The sequence below is a fragment of the Bradyrhizobium sp. USDA 4532 genome (assembly GCF_024171315.1).
GTDB classification, from domain to species: Bacteria; Pseudomonadota; Alphaproteobacteria; order Rhizobiales; family Xanthobacteraceae; genus Bradyrhizobium; species Bradyrhizobium australafricanum.
On sequence record NZ_JALJZN010000001.1, the window covers coordinates 3225499 to 3239679 of the forward strand.

13 protein-coding genes are annotated in these 14181 nt (G+C 64.9%); 4 read left to right on the plus strand and 9 right to left on the minus strand.

The annotated features are described in order from the left end of the window. Positions 1-70 precede the first annotated feature (70 nt). Positions 71-1390 (plus strand): dicarboxylate/amino acid:cation symporter, encoded by a 1320-nt coding sequence (locus J2R76_RS15345; protein ID WP_141340335.1) that lies wholly within the window; start codon positions 71-73, stop codon positions 1388-1390. 51 nt (positions 1391-1441) lie between these two features. Here the strand turns inward: J2R76_RS15345 and J2R76_RS15350 are convergent, their stop codons facing one another. After that, positions 1442-1699 (minus strand): hypothetical protein, encoded by a 258-nt coding sequence (locus tag J2R76_RS15350; protein ID WP_141340336.1) that lies wholly within the window; start codon positions 1697-1699, stop codon positions 1442-1444. Between the two features lie 621 nt (positions 1700-2320). Between J2R76_RS15350 and J2R76_RS15355 the strand changes: the two genes are divergently transcribed. Both J2R76_RS15355 and J2R76_RS15360 read left to right on the plus strand, forming a co-directional pair. Beyond that, positions 2321-2716: a helix-turn-helix domain-containing protein gene (locus tag J2R76_RS15355; protein WP_016844123.1), complete on the plus strand. Its 396-nt coding sequence runs from the start codon at positions 2321-2323 to the stop codon at positions 2714-2716. Positions 2717-3238: 522 nt separating this feature from the next. Next, positions 3239-3556, plus strand: coding sequence for a hypothetical protein (locus tag J2R76_RS15360; protein WP_159109533.1), 318 nt, complete (start codon positions 3239-3241; stop codon positions 3554-3556). 39 nt (positions 3557-3595) lie between these two features. On the opposite strand, the gene J2R76_RS15365 is transcribed toward J2R76_RS15360, so the two are convergent. From J2R76_RS15365 to J2R76_RS15400, 8 genes are all read right to left on the minus strand, one after another. After that, positions 3596-4678: an isocitrate/isopropylmalate dehydrogenase family protein gene (locus tag J2R76_RS15365; protein WP_076827029.1), complete on the minus strand. Its 1083-nt coding sequence runs from the start codon at positions 4676-4678 to the stop codon at positions 3596-3598. 109 nt (positions 4679-4787) lie between these two features. Continuing rightward, on the minus strand, positions 4788-5858 hold the full coding sequence (locus J2R76_RS15370; protein WP_057017522.1) for an alcohol dehydrogenase: 1071 nt from the start codon (positions 5856-5858) through the stop codon (positions 4788-4790). 84 nt (positions 5859-5942) lie between these two features. Further along, complete coding sequence (locus J2R76_RS15375; protein ID WP_057017523.1) at positions 5943-6911, minus strand: ABC transporter ATP-binding protein; 969 nt, start codon at positions 6909-6911, stop codon at positions 5943-5945. After that, positions 6908-7894, minus strand: coding sequence for an ABC transporter ATP-binding protein (locus J2R76_RS15380; RefSeq protein WP_253624112.1), 987 nt, complete (start codon positions 7892-7894; stop codon positions 6908-6910). The genes J2R76_RS15375 and J2R76_RS15380 overlap by 4 nt, the downstream gene beginning before the upstream one ends. Next, positions 7891-8763 carry an ABC transporter permease gene (locus J2R76_RS15385; RefSeq protein ID WP_141340338.1) on the minus strand — a complete coding sequence of 291 codons (873 nt, stop codon included), beginning with the start codon at positions 8761-8763 and terminating at the stop codon, positions 7891-7893. Before J2R76_RS15385 ends, J2R76_RS15380 begins: the two co-directional genes overlap by 4 nt. After that, positions 8750-9700: an ABC transporter permease gene (locus J2R76_RS15390; protein WP_057017526.1), complete on the minus strand. Its 951-nt coding sequence runs from the start codon at positions 9698-9700 to the stop codon at positions 8750-8752. The genes J2R76_RS15385 and J2R76_RS15390 overlap by 14 nt, the downstream gene beginning before the upstream one ends. A gap of 6 nt (positions 9701-9706) precedes the next feature. Next, positions 9707-11248 carry an ABC transporter substrate-binding protein gene (locus J2R76_RS15395; protein ID WP_141340339.1) on the minus strand — a complete coding sequence of 514 codons (1542 nt, stop codon included), beginning with the start codon at positions 11246-11248 and terminating at the stop codon, positions 9707-9709. Between the two features lie 117 nt (positions 11249-11365). Beyond that, on the minus strand, positions 11366-12598 hold the full coding sequence (locus J2R76_RS15400) for a CaiB/BaiF CoA-transferase family protein (RefSeq protein ID WP_141340340.1): 1233 nt from the start codon (positions 12596-12598) through the stop codon (positions 11366-11368). A 153-nt stretch (positions 12599-12751) separates the two neighbouring features. Between J2R76_RS15400 and glgA the strand changes: the two genes are divergently transcribed. Further along, the gene (gene glgA / locus J2R76_RS15405; RefSeq protein WP_141340341.1) at positions 12752-14179 is read left to right on the plus strand and encodes a glycogen synthase GlgA; all 1428 of its coding nucleotides are present in this window, start codon (positions 12752-12754) and stop codon (positions 14177-14179) included. Positions 14180-14181 lie beyond the last annotated feature (2 nt).

The following is a 14181-nucleotide window of genomic DNA, read 5'->3' on the forward strand; positions in this document are numbered from 1 at the left end:
ATCCTGCGACATCTTGGCACGCAAGTTGCTATGATTGGCGGGTTCGGCCGGCCAGAAACAGGGGGAAGTCATGTCGACCATCGCAGCGGAAGCGACAGTTGCGCGCAAGCCGCTTTACACATCACTGTTCGTGCAGGTGCTCGTCGCGCTGCTGCTCGGCATCGTCATCGGCATGGCCGCGCCCGATTTCGCGATCGGGTTGAAGATCTTCAGCGATGCCTTCCTGAAGCTGATCTCGATGATCGTGGCGCCGATCGTGTTCTGCGTCGTCGTGCACGGCATCGCGGGTGCCGGCGACCTCAAGAAGGTCGGCCGGGTCGGCGTCAAGGCACTGGTCTATTTCGAGACGATGACGACGGTCGCGCTCGTGGTCGGACTGCTGCTCGCCTATCTGTTCGGCCCCGGCCACGGCATGAACATCGATACCTCGACGCTGGATGCCAAGGCCCTCGGCAACTATGCCAGCAACGCGCAGAAGCTGAAGGGCGAAGGCATCGGCAGCTTCCTGCTCAACATCATCCCGACCACCTCGTTCGACGCGCTGTCGCGCAACGACGTGCTGCAGGTCTTGTTCTTCGCCATCATCTTCGGCGTCAGCCTGGCACTGGTCGGCGGCGAGAAGGGCGAGAAGATCTCCTCCTTCATCGATGCGGTCTCGACCGTGCTGTTCCGCGCCATGGGCCTGATCGTGCGCTTCGCGCCGATCGGCGTGCTCGGCGCCGTCGCCTATACGGTCGGCAAATACGGCGTCGGTTCGCTGAAGCAGCTGCTGTCGCTGGTCGCGCTGTTCTACGTGTCGGTCGCGATCTTCGTGCTCGGCGTGCTCGGCGCCGTGATGGCGCTCGCCGGCATCAACATCCTCAAATTCCTCGGCTACCTGCGCGAGGAGCTGATGATCGTGGTCGCCACTGCATCGTCCGACGCGGTGCTGCCGCAGGTGATGCGCAAGTTGGAGCGTTTCGGCGTCAAGGATTCGGTGGTCGGCCTCGTGATCCCGACCGGCTATTCCTTCAATCTCGACGCCTTCTCGATCTACCTGACGCTCGCGGTCGTGTTCATCGCGCAGGCGACCAACACGCCGCTGTCGTTCGGCGACCTGATGCTGGTGCTCGGCGTGTCGCTGATCACCTCGAAGGGTGCGCATGGCGTGCCCGGCTCGGCGATCGTCATCCTGGCGGCGACGCTCAACGCCGTGCCGAGCATCCCGGCGATTGGCCTCGTGCTGGTGCTCTCGGTCGACTGGTTCATCGGCATGGCGCGCGCAGTCGGCAATTTGATCGGCAACTGCGTCGCCACCGTCGTGGTCGCGGCATGGGAAGGTGACCTCGACCGCGACAAGGCCCGTCGCGTGCTCGAAGGCGCCGAGGCAGTTGACGTGACTGCGGGCTGAGCCGCGCGTCCCAAGCCGAGCGGCGTCCCGCGCGTGGCGCGGGGCGCTGACTTACTTGATCAGCCTCAAATACGGCGGCAGTTGCCGGGCCGTCGATTGTTCCAGCACGGGCTCACCCGAAGCGATCATGTCACAGAGGGCCTTCAGCTCGGAATCCGTCACCTTGTGGAGCTCCATCCGAAGCTCGAGGATGGCGAGGGACAACAGCCGTGCCGTCTCCGTGTTCGCCCGGTCGGTCAGGAACGCCTGACATTCCTCCAGCGTTGCAAGCAGCGCCAGCAACCGTTCTTCCGTGTTTGCGACCGCCATATCTTCAACTCCCGAAGCCGCGAGGTAGAGTCGAGGCGTTCCCCTCTTTCGCTTCATTGGCCCCTCCCGCCAGAGTTCGCCGGCTTGTCGTAGGCACACATTTGTTCCAGATGATTGAGAACTTTTGGGCAATTGTCCAGCAACATTCCGAAAGCCTGACTTGGACTTACGTCAAACTCTTGCAAATCGGATGATTCAGTCAAGCACTCGCCGGCCACCTCTCGACCTCAGGCTGCACTAGCTGGGGTTGCATCCGTGCAACGACGCTCGTACAATATAGCGGCCCGTAGAACTACGGGCGCTGTGCATTGACGCCTATTATGCATGTGCGCAAAATCTGTGTCGATCAAACTCGCGCTAGTTGTGGTTTGGTCAATATTTTGCCAAATGTAGAGGGCGGGGTGTCGACAGACACCTTGGCGCGGTCGACTTCAGGTAGTCGACCGAGTCGGTACTAGGGTGTTTCCTTGCGCGTTTGCGTTTGGATACCATCCCGCGATCTTCCTGGATTTCGTGGTTCAGACGAACTGGCGATCCACTCGAGCTTAACGCGGTACATCATGAACGTGTCCCTGACCCAGCCGGGCCAGGGATTCTCGATTTGAAGGACGGGTCACAAGAATGAACAGATCAGCAGCAAAGAAGATGAAGCAGCGCAGTGCCGGCAAGCCGGACATTGAGTTGGGCAAGCGGATTCGCCTGCGCCGTGTCGAGCAAAAGATCTCGCAGGCCGAACTCGGCGACAAGCTTGGCGTCAGCTTCCAGCAGGTTCAAAAGTACGAGAAGGGCGTCAACCGTGTCGGCGCTGCCCGCCTTCAACAGATCGCGACCGCGCTGGATGTGCCGGTCACCTTCTTCTACGACGGCGACAATAAGGCCCGCGAAGTCGAGAGCCTGCTGTTCCTCGACAGCGCGTTCAGCCTCCGGTTGCTGCGCGCCTACAGCAAGATCAAGGATCAGACGGTGCAACGTCAGCTGGTGTCGCTGATGGAATCGATCGCCGCCAACGAAGACTGAGCGCGGATCGGGTCGCGTCTCCGCGAACGCGATCCCACCACACCGCAACGGCCGGTCACCGGCCGCTGCGGCTGCACACGCCGGTCGGGCCAGGAAGACGTCGAAGCGCTGCCATCGCCGATGGTAGCGCTTTTTCTTGAGGCGCGGCTGTCTTTCAAGATTTTGTGATCCAGGCGGATAGCTTCAGTACCCGCCGGATGCGCGGTCATGAAGCGGCGACGAGCATCGCGTCATGATCCCGCCGCTCCACGTGAGCATGATCTTCGCGCAGGTAGCCTCGCATGCGCGCCGCTCTTTTCAGCTCGCGCTTCGACTGCCGATCTCGCGCAGCGCATGCGCGCGCAATGCGTCGCTATTCTGTCGCGCGGCCAATTGTCGCCCGCACATCAGGCGACCTCATAACTCCCGCATTTCCTCAGTTGAACCGGCGCCGCCAGAACCAAGTGCACGAGCTTGTCTTTTTTGTCGCAGCAACGAAGTGGCCCGCATGGACGTTCTCAGGCTTCAACCAAGGAGATCTCGATGAATATCAAGCTTGCCGTTACTGGACTCGCCGCGCTTGGAAGCGCAGCGTTGATGTCCGGCGCGGCATCCGCGATGCCCAACGGGCTTCCGCAAGCCGGTCACATCGCGGGCGAAACGTCCAATGTCGACAAGGTGCGCCAGGACTGCGATCGCTGGGGCCGCTGCTATTGGCGACCGGGCGCATACGGCTACTACGGACCGCGCCATCACGGATGGCATCATCGTCCGCAATTCCACCATCGCCCGCATCATTACGGGCACCGCCCTCATCACGGCGGACATCATGGTGGCCATCACGGCGGACACCATCGCTAATCATCAGCGAGGGGGCTTCGGCCCCCTCACCCTTCCGCGCTAGAGCGCTGCCAATACCGCCTTCGCGACATCGGTCGTGCCGTTGCTGCCGCCGAACTCAAACGGCTTGATGCCGTCGGCGTAGACCTTGTCGACCGCGCGCTCGATCCGTTCGCCGGCTTCGGCGGCGCTTTCGAGTCCATGCTTGTCGGCGAGCCAGTCCAGCATCATCGCGGCCGACAGGATCATCGCGGTCGGATTGGCCTTGCCCTGCCCCATGATGTCGGGCGCCGTGCCATGACACGGCTGAAACACCGCGTAGCGGTCGCCGATGTCGGCTGACGGCGCCATGCCCATGCCGCCGATCAGACCGGCGGTGAGATCGGACAGGATGTCGCCGAACATGTTCTCGGTCACCATGACGTCGAAGTCCCACGGACGCTTCACCAGCGCAGCCGCGGCCGCATCGATGTAGAGGTGGTCAGCCCTGACGTCGGGATGACGCCTCGCAGTCTCGTCGAAGATGTTCCGGAAGAATGCGAACGCCTTGAACACGTTCGCCTTGTCGACGCAGGTCAGCCCGCCATTGACCTTGCCGCGCGCCTTGCGGCGTTCGGCGAGCCGGAACGAGAACTCGAACAGCCGCTCGGAGGTGTGGCGCGTGATCACCATCGTCTCGCGCGCCTCGCTGTCGGTGACGACGCCCTTGCCCATCGAGGCGAACAGGCCCTCGGTCGATTCCCTGATCACGACGAGGTCGATACCCCGCTGGTCGGCGCCGACGATCGTGCTCGATACGCCGGGGATCAACCGCGCGGGCCGCACGCCGGCGTAGAGATCGAAGATCATGCGCAACTCGATCTGCGGCGCGATCTCGGTGTTGTCGGGGTAGCGCACCGACGGCAGGCCGCAGGCTCCGAGCAGGATCGCGTCGGCCTCCTCGCACAGCCGGATCGTGCTCTCCGGCATCGACTTGCCGGTTTCCTTGTAATGGCCCGCGCCGGCCGGCGCCTCGGTGAAGCGAAATTTGAGACCGGCCGACGCCTCGATCTTGCGCAGCACGTCGAGCGCCGGCGCCATCACCTCGGGGCCGATGCCATCGCCACCGAGGACGGCGATGTGGAGTGCGTTGTTGGCCGACATGAGATTCTCCGGAGCACAACAGTCATTCCGGGGCGATGCGGAGCATCGAACCCGGAATCTCGAGATTCCGGGTTCACGCTTCGCGTGCCCCGGAATGACGGAAGGGAGACTACGGCGTCAGCACCGCGCGGCCGACCAGCTGGCCCTTCTGCAGGTTGGTCAGCGCCTCGTTCGCCTTTGCCAGCGGCATCGGCGTGACCGGGATCGCCGGAATCTTCTTGGTCCGCACGAGGTCGAGCAGCTCCTGGGTCTCGCGCAGATTGCCGACATAGCTGCCCTGGATGGTGACCGCCTTGATCGGGATCAGCGGCAGCGCCCAGGGCGCGCCGCCGCCGAACAGGCCGACGATCACGAGCTTGCCGCCCTTGGTCAGGCAGTCGAAGCCGAGCTGCGAGGTCTGGGCGTTGCCGACCAGATCGATCGCGGCACGGATCGGCTGGCCGGCCTTCTTGACAAGCTGTTCCAGCGCGTCGGGCGCCTTGCCGTCGACGGTCGCGAGCGCGCCGGCGGCTTCGGCCGCCTCACGCTTCCTGGCGTCGATATCGACCACGATCGCACCCTTGCCGCCCATCGCCTTCAACAGTGAGAGCGCCATCAGCCCGAGACCGCCGGCGCCGAAGATCACGATCGGTGTGTCGAGATCCTTCTCGACCTTCTTCAGCGCGCTGTAGGTCGTGACACCGGAGCAGGCATAGGGCGCGGCCGTGACGGGATCGAGCCCCTTGAGGTTGAGCAGATACTTCGGATGCGGCACCGTCATGTGGTCGGCGTAGCCGCCGTCGCAATAGACACCGAGCGCATTCGGCTTGATCGCGCACATGTTCTCGTCGCCGCCGAGGCAGGTCGGGCATTTGCCGCAGCCGAGCCAGGGATAGGCCAGCGCGATATCGCCGACCTTGAGGCCGCCCTTGTCGGCGTCCCTGACGTCGGGCCCGAAGGCCACGATCTCGCCGACCGTCTCATGGCCCATCGTGCGCGGCAGCGAGACGCCGCGATCCTTCAGGGACAGCGGCTTGCGGCCGTGGCCGAGATCATAGCCGCCCTCCCAGATATGCAGGTCGCTGTGGCAGACGCCGGCGGCCTTGACCTTGATCAGCACCTGCGTGCCCGACGGCTGTGGCGTCGGCTGATCGACCTCCTTCAAGGGGGCGTTGAAATCGACGACCTGGAAACTCTTCATCGCTGTTCTCCCGTAGCTTGTTCTTGCGGCGGACCTTGCCACGCCTGCCCGTCCGGGACAAACGCGGTGTCGGCCTCCGGATATTTAGATCAGGGGATGATGGCAAGCCGCGAACTGGCCGGGCGCAACCACGCGCAGTTCCGGCACTTCGCTGGCGCAGCGCGCGTCGGCCCGCGGGCAACGGGTGCGGAAGCGGCAGCCGGAGGGCGGCGCGATCGGCGACGGCGGCTCGCCGACCGGCACGCTCTGGGTCGGGCGGACATCCGGATCCGGCACCGGGATCGCCTCGATCAGCAGCGCGGTATAGGGATGCGCCGGCCGTGCAAACAACTGCTCCGACGGGCCGACCTCGCAGAGCCGGCCGAGATACATCACCGCGACGCGATCTGAGACTGCCTTCACCACGGCGAGGTCGTGGGCGATGAACAGCAGGGTCAGGCCGTAGCGCGCCTTCATCTCCTCCAGCAGATTGAGGATCTGGGCGCGGATCGAGACATCGAGCGCGGACACCGGCTCGTCGCAGATCACGAATTCCGGATTGAGCACCAGCGAGCGGGCGATGCAGATGCGCTGGCATTGTCCGCCGGAGAATTCATGCGGCAGGCGTCCGCTCACCAGCGCCGGATCGAGGCCGACCGCCGACAGCACGTCACTGACGCGCCGCCGGCGTTCCTCGGGATCCTTGACGCCCGCGATCACCAGCGGCTCGGCGACGATGTCGCCGATCCGCCGCCGCGGATTGAGCGAGGCAATCGGGTCCTGGAAGATCAGCTGCACGCGCCGGCGCATCTTGCGCAGTGGCTCGCCCTTCAGTGTGGTGAGATCGTGCCCATCGAACAGCACCTTGCCGGAGACGGCCTGGCGCAATTGCAGCACCGCGCGGCCAAGGGTGGACTTGCCGCAGCCGGATTCGCCGACCAGCCCCAGCGTCTCGCCGCGCGCGATCTCGAGACTGACATCGGAGACGGCATGGATGGTCTTGCCTCCCACCGAATATTCGACGACGAGGTTTTCCACCTTCATCAGCGGATCGGGTGCTGCCTGCAGCATCATGCGCGGACCCCCGCGGTGATCGGATGGAAGCAGGCGTAGAGATGCTCCGGCGTTTCGGCCCGGCTGAGCTGCGGCTTCTCCGCGCCGCAGCGCTCCGCGGAATAGCGGCAGCGCGGCGAGAACGAGCAGCCCTTGAGCGGCCGGGTCGGATCGGGCGGCCGCCCCGAAATCGCCGGCAGCGGCGTATGCGGCGCGACGTCGAGCTTCGGCAGCGCGGCGAGCAGCGCCTCGGTGTAGGGCATCCGCATCTGCTTGAACAAGGCAGGCGTCGGCGCGCGTTCGACGACGCGTCCGGCATACATCACCGCGACCTCGTCGGTGCGGCCGGCGACCACGCCGAGGTCATGCGTGATGATGATCATCGCCATGTGACGGCGCTGCTGCTCGCGCGCCAGGAGATCGAGGATCTGCGCCTGGATCGTGACGTCGAGCGCGGTGGTCGGCTCGTCCGCGATCAGGAGCTGTGGCTCGCAGGACAGTGCCACCGCAATCGCGACGCGCTGGCGCATGCCACCGGAGAGCTGGTGCGGATATTGCGCGAGGCGCTGCTCGGGCGCGGGAATGCCGACCGCCGCCAACAGTTCGATGCTGCGCTGCCGGGCCTCGGCGAGTTCGAGCTCGAGATGTTCCACAATGGTCTCGATCAGCTGGGTGCCGATGGTCAGCACCGGATTGAGCGAGGTCATCGGGTCCTGGAACACGACCGCGAGCGAGCGGCCGCGCAGCTTGCGCAATTTCTCGGCCGGCAGTTTCGTCAGATCCTGCCCGTCGAACATCACGCGGCCGGACAGTTTCGCCTTCTTGGGCAGCAGCTGAAGGATCGCGCGCGACAGCATGGTCTTGCCGCACCCGGACTCGCCGACGATGCCGAGCGTCCTGCCGGCGCCGACGGCGAGATCGACATGATCCACCGCCCGCAGATTGCCGCGCGGCGTCGGCAGGTCGACCACCGCATTCTCGACCGAGAGCAGCGTCCGGCTCATAGCGCCCCCTGCCTGGGATCGGTCAGCGCACGCATCGTATCGCCGATCAGGTTGAACGAGAGCACGGTCAGGAACATCGCGATCGCCGGAATGAAGGCGAGCCGCGGCGCCACCTCGAGGCTCTCACGCCCCTCCCCGATCATGCTGCCCCAGCTCGAGATCGGCGGCGGCACGCCGAGGCCGAGGAACGACAGCGAGCCCTCGACCACGATGGTGACGGCGACGCCGAGCAGGAAGAAGGCGAGCAGCGGCAGCATCACATTGGGCAGCAGCTCGCGTAGCAGGATGCGCGCATGCGTGGCGCCGAGCGCCTGCGCCGCGATGACGAATTCGCGCCGCGCCAGCGACAAGGTCGCCGCCCGCGCCACCCGCATGAAGGCTGGAATGCCGAGCACGCCGAGGATGCAGGTCAGATTGAAGATCGACTGGCCGAGGTAGGCGGTGACCGCAAGCGCCAGGATCAGCGGCGGGAACGCCAGCAGCACGTCCATGCTGCCGACCACGAAGGATTCGAAACGGCCGCGGAAATAGCCCGCGAGCATGCCGAGCGCGCCGCCGATCGTGACACCGATCATCGGTGCGCAGAGACCGACGATCAGCGAGATGCGCGCGCCATAGATCAGCCGCGACAGCTCGTCACGGCCGAGACCGTCGGTGCCGAGCCAATGCTCGACGGAGATCGGCGCCCGCCGCTCCAGCATGTCCATGTCGGTCGGGCTCGGCAGCGGCAGCAGGTCGGCAAAGATCGCGACCGTGAACACCAGCGTCATCCAGCCGATCGCGATCCAGAACAGCATGCCGAGCCCGCGGCGGCGCCGAGCCGGCGTCGCACCGGCCTCTTCCTCGAGGCTGAGCTCAAGCGTGGCCATGGCGGATCCTCGGATCGAGAAGGGCGTAGAGCATGTCGACGATGAAATTCATGATCACGAAGCCCGCGGCAACCAGCAGCACCACGCCCTGCAGGATGATCAGATCGCGGGTATAGATCGCGCCGACCAGGAGGCGGCCGATCCCCGGCAAGGCGAAGATCGACTCGACGATGACGGCGCCACCGATCAGGCGGCCGATATTGATGCCGGTGATGGTGACGAGCGTCAGCGACGACGGCTTCAGTGCGTGCACGAACAGGATGCGCGACGGCTTGAGGCCCTTCGCCTTGGCGAGCGCGATGTAGTCCTCCTGCAGCGCCGCGATCATGTCGGAGCGCAGCACGCGCATGATGCCCGGCCATTCCGCAAGCCCGAGCGTCAGCGCCGGCAGCACCATGAAGCGCAGATTGGCGACCGGGTCCTCAGTGAACGGCACGTAGCCGGTCGCCGGCAGCAGGCGCAGCTCGACCGCAAACAGATAGATCAGCAGGATCGCGGACAGGAAGGTCGGCACCGACAGCATGCCGAAGGCCGAGCCAGTCATGAAGCGGTCGAACGCGCTGCCGGCCTTGGCCGCGCAGGCGATCGCCAGCGGCACGCCGATCGCGAGCCCGATCAGCTCGGCCAGGATCATCAGCTCGAACGAGACCGGGACGCGGTCGCTGACAGCCTGCAGCACCGTCTGCCCGGTGCGGAAGGATCGTCCGAAGTCACCCTGCAGGATGTGCCACAGCCAGCCGAGGTAGCGCAGCCAGATCGGCTGATCGAGCCCCATGTCGTGACGCAGGGCCGCGACGTTCTCCGGCGTCGCTTGGTCGCCGAGGATCACATAGGCCAGATCGCCGGGCAACAGCGAGGCGATCACGAAAGTCAGGACCGAGACCGCGATCAGCACCGGTACCAGGTACAGGAGCCTACGCGCGACGAAGAACAGCATGAAAGGCTATTCCTTCCAGGCGTCGGAGACGTCGAGCACCCCGTTGAACATCTTCGGCACGCCCTTCACCTTCGCGCTCGAGATTGCGTAGTAGGTGTTCTGGAAAGTCCAGAACCAGATTGCTTCCTTGTTGATCAGGCGGCTGATCGCGCAATAGTCCTCGGTGCGCTGGGCGACGTCGGCCGTGGTCCGCGCATGCTCCAGCAACCGGTCCAGCTCTGGATTGGAGTAGTTCGCGAGCGCCACCGGGCTGCCGGTGTGGAAATTGGCGTACATCTGCGGATCGGGATCGGCGAGATCGACGATGCGCCACGGCGTGAGCTGGAACTGGCGCATGAAGGCGCGCGGCGGAATGGTTGCCTGATCGACCTGCTCGATCTCCATGTTGGCGCCGATGCGCTTCCAGAATTGCTGCAGCACCTGGCCGCCGGTGCGGCCGCGCGGCGTCGCCGTGACCAGCATCTTGAATTCGACCGGCTTGCCGTAATCCTTGATCAACGCCTTGGCCTTTTCGACATCGTAGGGCAGCGCGCCGTCATCCTTGCACTTCACCCAGGACCCGTCGCCGTAGGGATTGCTGGCCGGTCGCGCCAGACCATTGGTAATCGCCTGCGACATCTTCGTGCGGTCGAGCGCCATCACCAGCGCCTGACGCACGCGCACGTCGTCGAACGGCGGGACCTTGGTGTTGAAGGCAGCGACTGCAGCCCCCGAGCCTTCATAGGTATGCACGGTCAGGCTCGTGTCCTTGCGCGCCCTGATGATGTTGTCGGCATCGGCTTCGTCGTCCCAGATGATGTCGGCCTCGCCCGATTGCAGCGAGGCAAAGCGCGACTGTGCATCCGGCAAGGGCTTCAGGACGATGCGGTCGAGATACGGCTTGCCCTTGTTCCAGTAGTCCGGGTTCTTCTCGAGCACCATGCGGTCGCCGGCGGTCCAGGACTTCAGGATGTAGGGACCGGTGCCGACCGGGTTGCGGTTGTAGTCGTCGCCCTTGGTCTTCCATGCGGTCGGCGACTGCATGACGTTGTTGGAGCTTTGAATGGTCTGCGTCGCCGGGAAGTTCACGGCCGGGTCGCTGAAATTATAGACCACCGTCAGGTCGTCGACTGGGTTCACGCTGATGATGTTCGTGATGTAGAAGGCGCAACGGCATTTGTTGGCGGGATCCTTCTGGCGGTCGAAATTCTCCTTCACAGCCTGCGCGTTGAATGGCGTGCCGTCATGGAATTTGACGCCTGGCCGCAGCTTGATGGTCCAGGTCTTGAAGTCTTCCGAATGCTCCCATGACAGCGCGAGCTTCGGCTTCACCTCGCCCTTGTCGTCGAGTGTGGTCAGCGTGTCGAAGATTGCGGCCGCCGCGGTATTGGCTGAGGTGTCGTAGACGCCGACCTTGAGCGGGTCGAAGCCGGGAATGTCGAGTTCCTGGCCAACGTTGAGCGTGCCGCCCAGCTTCTGCGCATTGGCCGATGCAGCGAATGCCGCGGCACTGAATCCCGCCACAAGAAATATGCGCGCAACGGCGTGCGCGCGCCCGACCAGCTTCATCAATGCTCCCTCCCAGGTGGGCGACGTCCGGTGTTCCGGATCGTCGTCTGTTGGGCGGCAGATTGTCCGGAATCGCCGCGCGCGACAAGACCGTAATGCGGATGAAAAGCCGCAGGCTTAATGACGCGCCGTCTTTGCCGGTTGCGCTGCGAAGCCTGCGATCTGATCCTCGGAGAGCCCGATCTCCTTCAGATAGGACAGCGTGTGCTCGCCGAGCGTCGACATCCGCTTGCGCGCACCGACCGCAGCGCCAGACATGCGGAACGGCAGATTGAGCACCTTGAAGCTGCCGCCGCCGTCCGCAACCTCGGCCAGCGCGCCGCGATGGGCGATTTGCGGATCGGCGAGTGCCTCGCGCACGGTGCGATAGGCCGATGACGGCACGCCATACTCGTTGAGCGCGGCAAGGCAGGCCTGCGTGCTGACCGAGCGCGACCACGCCTCCACGCCCTCCATCAGGCCCGCCCAGTTCTCCCGCCGATCGGCATATTTGGCGAAGCGCGGATCGGAAACCCAATCGGGACGACCGATCACCTGCATCAGGTTCTGGAACGTCTTCTCGCTGGCGATCGCCACCATCACGTAGCCGTCCGTGGTCTCGATCGGGCCGAACATCGGGCGCTGGGTTTGCTTCACCTCGAATTGCGACCATTGCAACTCGTTCAGGGTCAGGCTCAGCATCGATTCCAGCATCGAGACGTCGATGTGCTGGCCCTTGCCGCTGGCGGCGCGCTGGTAGAGCGCCGCCGAGATCGCACCGAAGGCGTAGACGCCGGTCAGCACATCGGCGTGGTAGATGCCGCAATAGTCCGGCCGGCTGCGGCCCGGTTGGTAGGCGAGATGCGCCATCTCGTAGCCCGAGGCGGCATGGATCACCGGCGCATAGGCCGGCAATTCCGCCGACGGGCCGGTCTGGCCGTAGCCGGAGATCGAGCAAAAGATCAGCTTCGGATTGATGTCGCGGATAGAGGCATAGTCGAGCTTCAGCCGCCGCATCACGCCGGGACGGAAATTCTCCACCAGCACGTCGGCGGTGGCGATCAGCCGGCGCACGACTTCGACGCCGGCCGGCGACTTCAGGTCGAGCACGAGGCTGTTCTTGCCGATATTGAGCTGGCCGAACGCCGTCGAGCAATTGTTGCGCACCGGCGGCCGCGTCCGCATCGTCTCGCCCTCGGCGGGCTCGATCTTGATCACCTCCGCGCCCATGTCGGCGAGCATCCGCGTGCAATGAGGTCCGGCGATCGTGGTCGAAAAATCGAGCACGCGAAGGCCGTCGAAGCTCCGTGTCAAATTCCCCTCATCGTCAGCGGCTATGGTCGTCGGCAAGGCTTCCTCCACCTTCGTCATTGGTTGTTCGGCGTCGCGTGACCCTAAAGTGAGCCGCCCTGGCAGGAAAGCGTCTCGTCCAGACCGGGAGCGCGGGCCGTCTTGCATTTTACTCAAAGGCAGATTGGACCCGATCTTGCATAGCCATGTCACGGGCTGGAACGAGGGCGCTTGTTGAAGGTCTTATTCGTCACGACGGAGATGGACGATTTCGTCCGCGTGGGCGGGCTCGCCGCCGTTTCCGCCGCCCTTCCACGGGCGCTCCGCCCGTGGAGCGACGTCAGGATCATGCTTCCCGGCTACCGGGATGTGGTCGAACAGTTCACGCATATTGAAATCGTTGGGCAATGCCGAGCGCTCGCCGAGATGCCGGCCTGCACGCTCGGGCGTGCGTCGACCAGGGACGGACTTCCGGTCTACGTGCTGCTGTGCCCGCAACTCTACGAAAGGCCGGGCAATCCCTATGGCGATGAGTCCGGCCGCGACTGGCCCGACAACGACATCCGCTTCGGCCGCTTTGCCTCCGCCGCTGCCGAACTTGCAGCCGGGATACTGGACAAGAATTGGGCAGCGGACCTCGTACACGCCAACGACTGGCAGGCCGCGCTCACACCGGCCTACCTCGCCTGGCGCGGCGCGCGGATCCCCTCGATCCTGACCATCCACAATCTCGCCTATCAGGGCCTGTTTCCGAAGGACTCGCTGCGACGGATCGGCGCACCGGAAAGCTCATTCCACATCGACGGGCTGGAGTTCTACGACAAGCTCTCCTTCCTCAAGGGCGGCCTCGTCTACGCCTCGCATCTGACCACGGTCAGCGCGACCTATGCCAGGGAGATCACGACCGCAGAGCTCGGCTGCGGCCTGGAAGGCCTGCTCCGGGTGCGCTCCGACGCCGACCAGCTGACCGGCATCCTGAACGGCATCGACGAGAGCTGGGACCCGCGCCACTGCGCGCAGCTCGCACAGCCGTTCGGCTCCGGCGACTGGAAGGGCAAGCAGGCCAACGCCGACTATGTCCGCCGTCAGTTCGGCCTTGCGGTCTCGCGCGGGCCGATCTTTGGCCTCGTCGCCCGCCTCGTGCATCAGAAAGGCGTCGACCTCGTGCTGTCGGCCGCCGACGAGATCGTCAGGGACGGCGGACAGATCGTCGTCACCGGCAGCGGCGAGCCGGCCATCGAGGATGCGCTGGTGGCCGCGCATCGCCGCCGGCCCGATGCGATCGGCGTGATCATCGGCTTCAACGATGGGCAGGCGCGCCGAATCTTCGCCGGCAGCGATTTCACCCTGATGCCGTCGCGCTTCGAGCCCTGCGGCCTCAGCCAGATGTATGCGCAGCGCTTCGGCTCGCTGCCGATCGGCCACCAGACCGGCGGGCTTGCGGAAACCATCGCCGACGGCGAGACCGGCTTCCTGTTCGCGCAGCCGTCGGCGGAATCCTTCCTCGGCGGCGTCAGGCGCGCCTTCGACGCCTACCGCGTCAAGGACCGGCTCAACGCCATGCGCTCCAGCGCGATGGCCAAGTCCTACAGCTGGGACCTGTCGGCCGCCTGCTATGGTGCGCTGTACAAAAGGCTGATCATGCCGCGCGTGATGGCGTAGGC

Bases quoted from the DNA above. Each gene is read 5' to 3' on its own strand.
- J2R76_RS15365 (WP_076827029.1), bottom strand. From the start codon at position 4,678: ATGTCGGCCAACAACGCACTCCACATCGCCGTCCTCGGTGGCGATGGC.
- J2R76_RS15385 (WP_141340338.1), bottom strand. From the start codon at position 8,763: ATGGCCACGCTTGAGCTCAGCCTCGAGGAAGAGGCCGGTGCGACGCCG.
- J2R76_RS15375 (WP_057017523.1), bottom strand. From the start codon at position 6,911: ATGATGCTGCAGGCAGCACCCGATCCGCTGATGAAGGTGGAAAACCTC.
- J2R76_RS15400 (WP_141340340.1), bottom strand. From the start codon at position 12,598: ATGACGAAGGTGGAGGAAGCCTTGCCGACGACCATAGCCGCTGACGAT.
- J2R76_RS15390 (WP_057017526.1), bottom strand. From the start codon at position 9,700: ATGCTGTTCTTCGTCGCGCGTAGGCTCCTGTACCTGGTACCGGTGCTG.
- J2R76_RS15395 (WP_141340339.1), bottom strand. From the start codon at position 11,248: ATGAAGCTGGTCGGGCGCGCGCACGCCGTTGCGCGCATATTTCTTGTG.
- J2R76_RS15355 (WP_016844123.1), top strand. From the start codon at position 2,321: ATGAACAGATCAGCAGCAAAGAAGATGAAGCAGCGCAGTGCCGGCAAG.
- J2R76_RS15360 (WP_159109533.1), top strand. From the start codon at position 3,239: ATGAATATCAAGCTTGCCGTTACTGGACTCGCCGCGCTTGGAAGCGCA.
- J2R76_RS15350 (WP_141340336.1), bottom strand. From the start codon at position 1,699: ATGGCGGTCGCAAACACGGAAGAACGGTTGCTGGCGCTGCTTGCAACG.
- J2R76_RS15345 (WP_141340335.1), top strand. From the start codon at position 71: ATGTCGACCATCGCAGCGGAAGCGACAGTTGCGCGCAAGCCGCTTTAC.
- J2R76_RS15370 (WP_057017522.1), bottom strand. From the start codon at position 5,858: ATGAAGAGTTTCCAGGTCGTCGATTTCAACGCCCCCTTGAAGGAGGTC.
- J2R76_RS15380 (WP_253624112.1), bottom strand. From the start codon at position 7,894: ATGAGCCGGACGCTGCTCTCGGTCGAGAATGCGGTGGTCGACCTGCCG.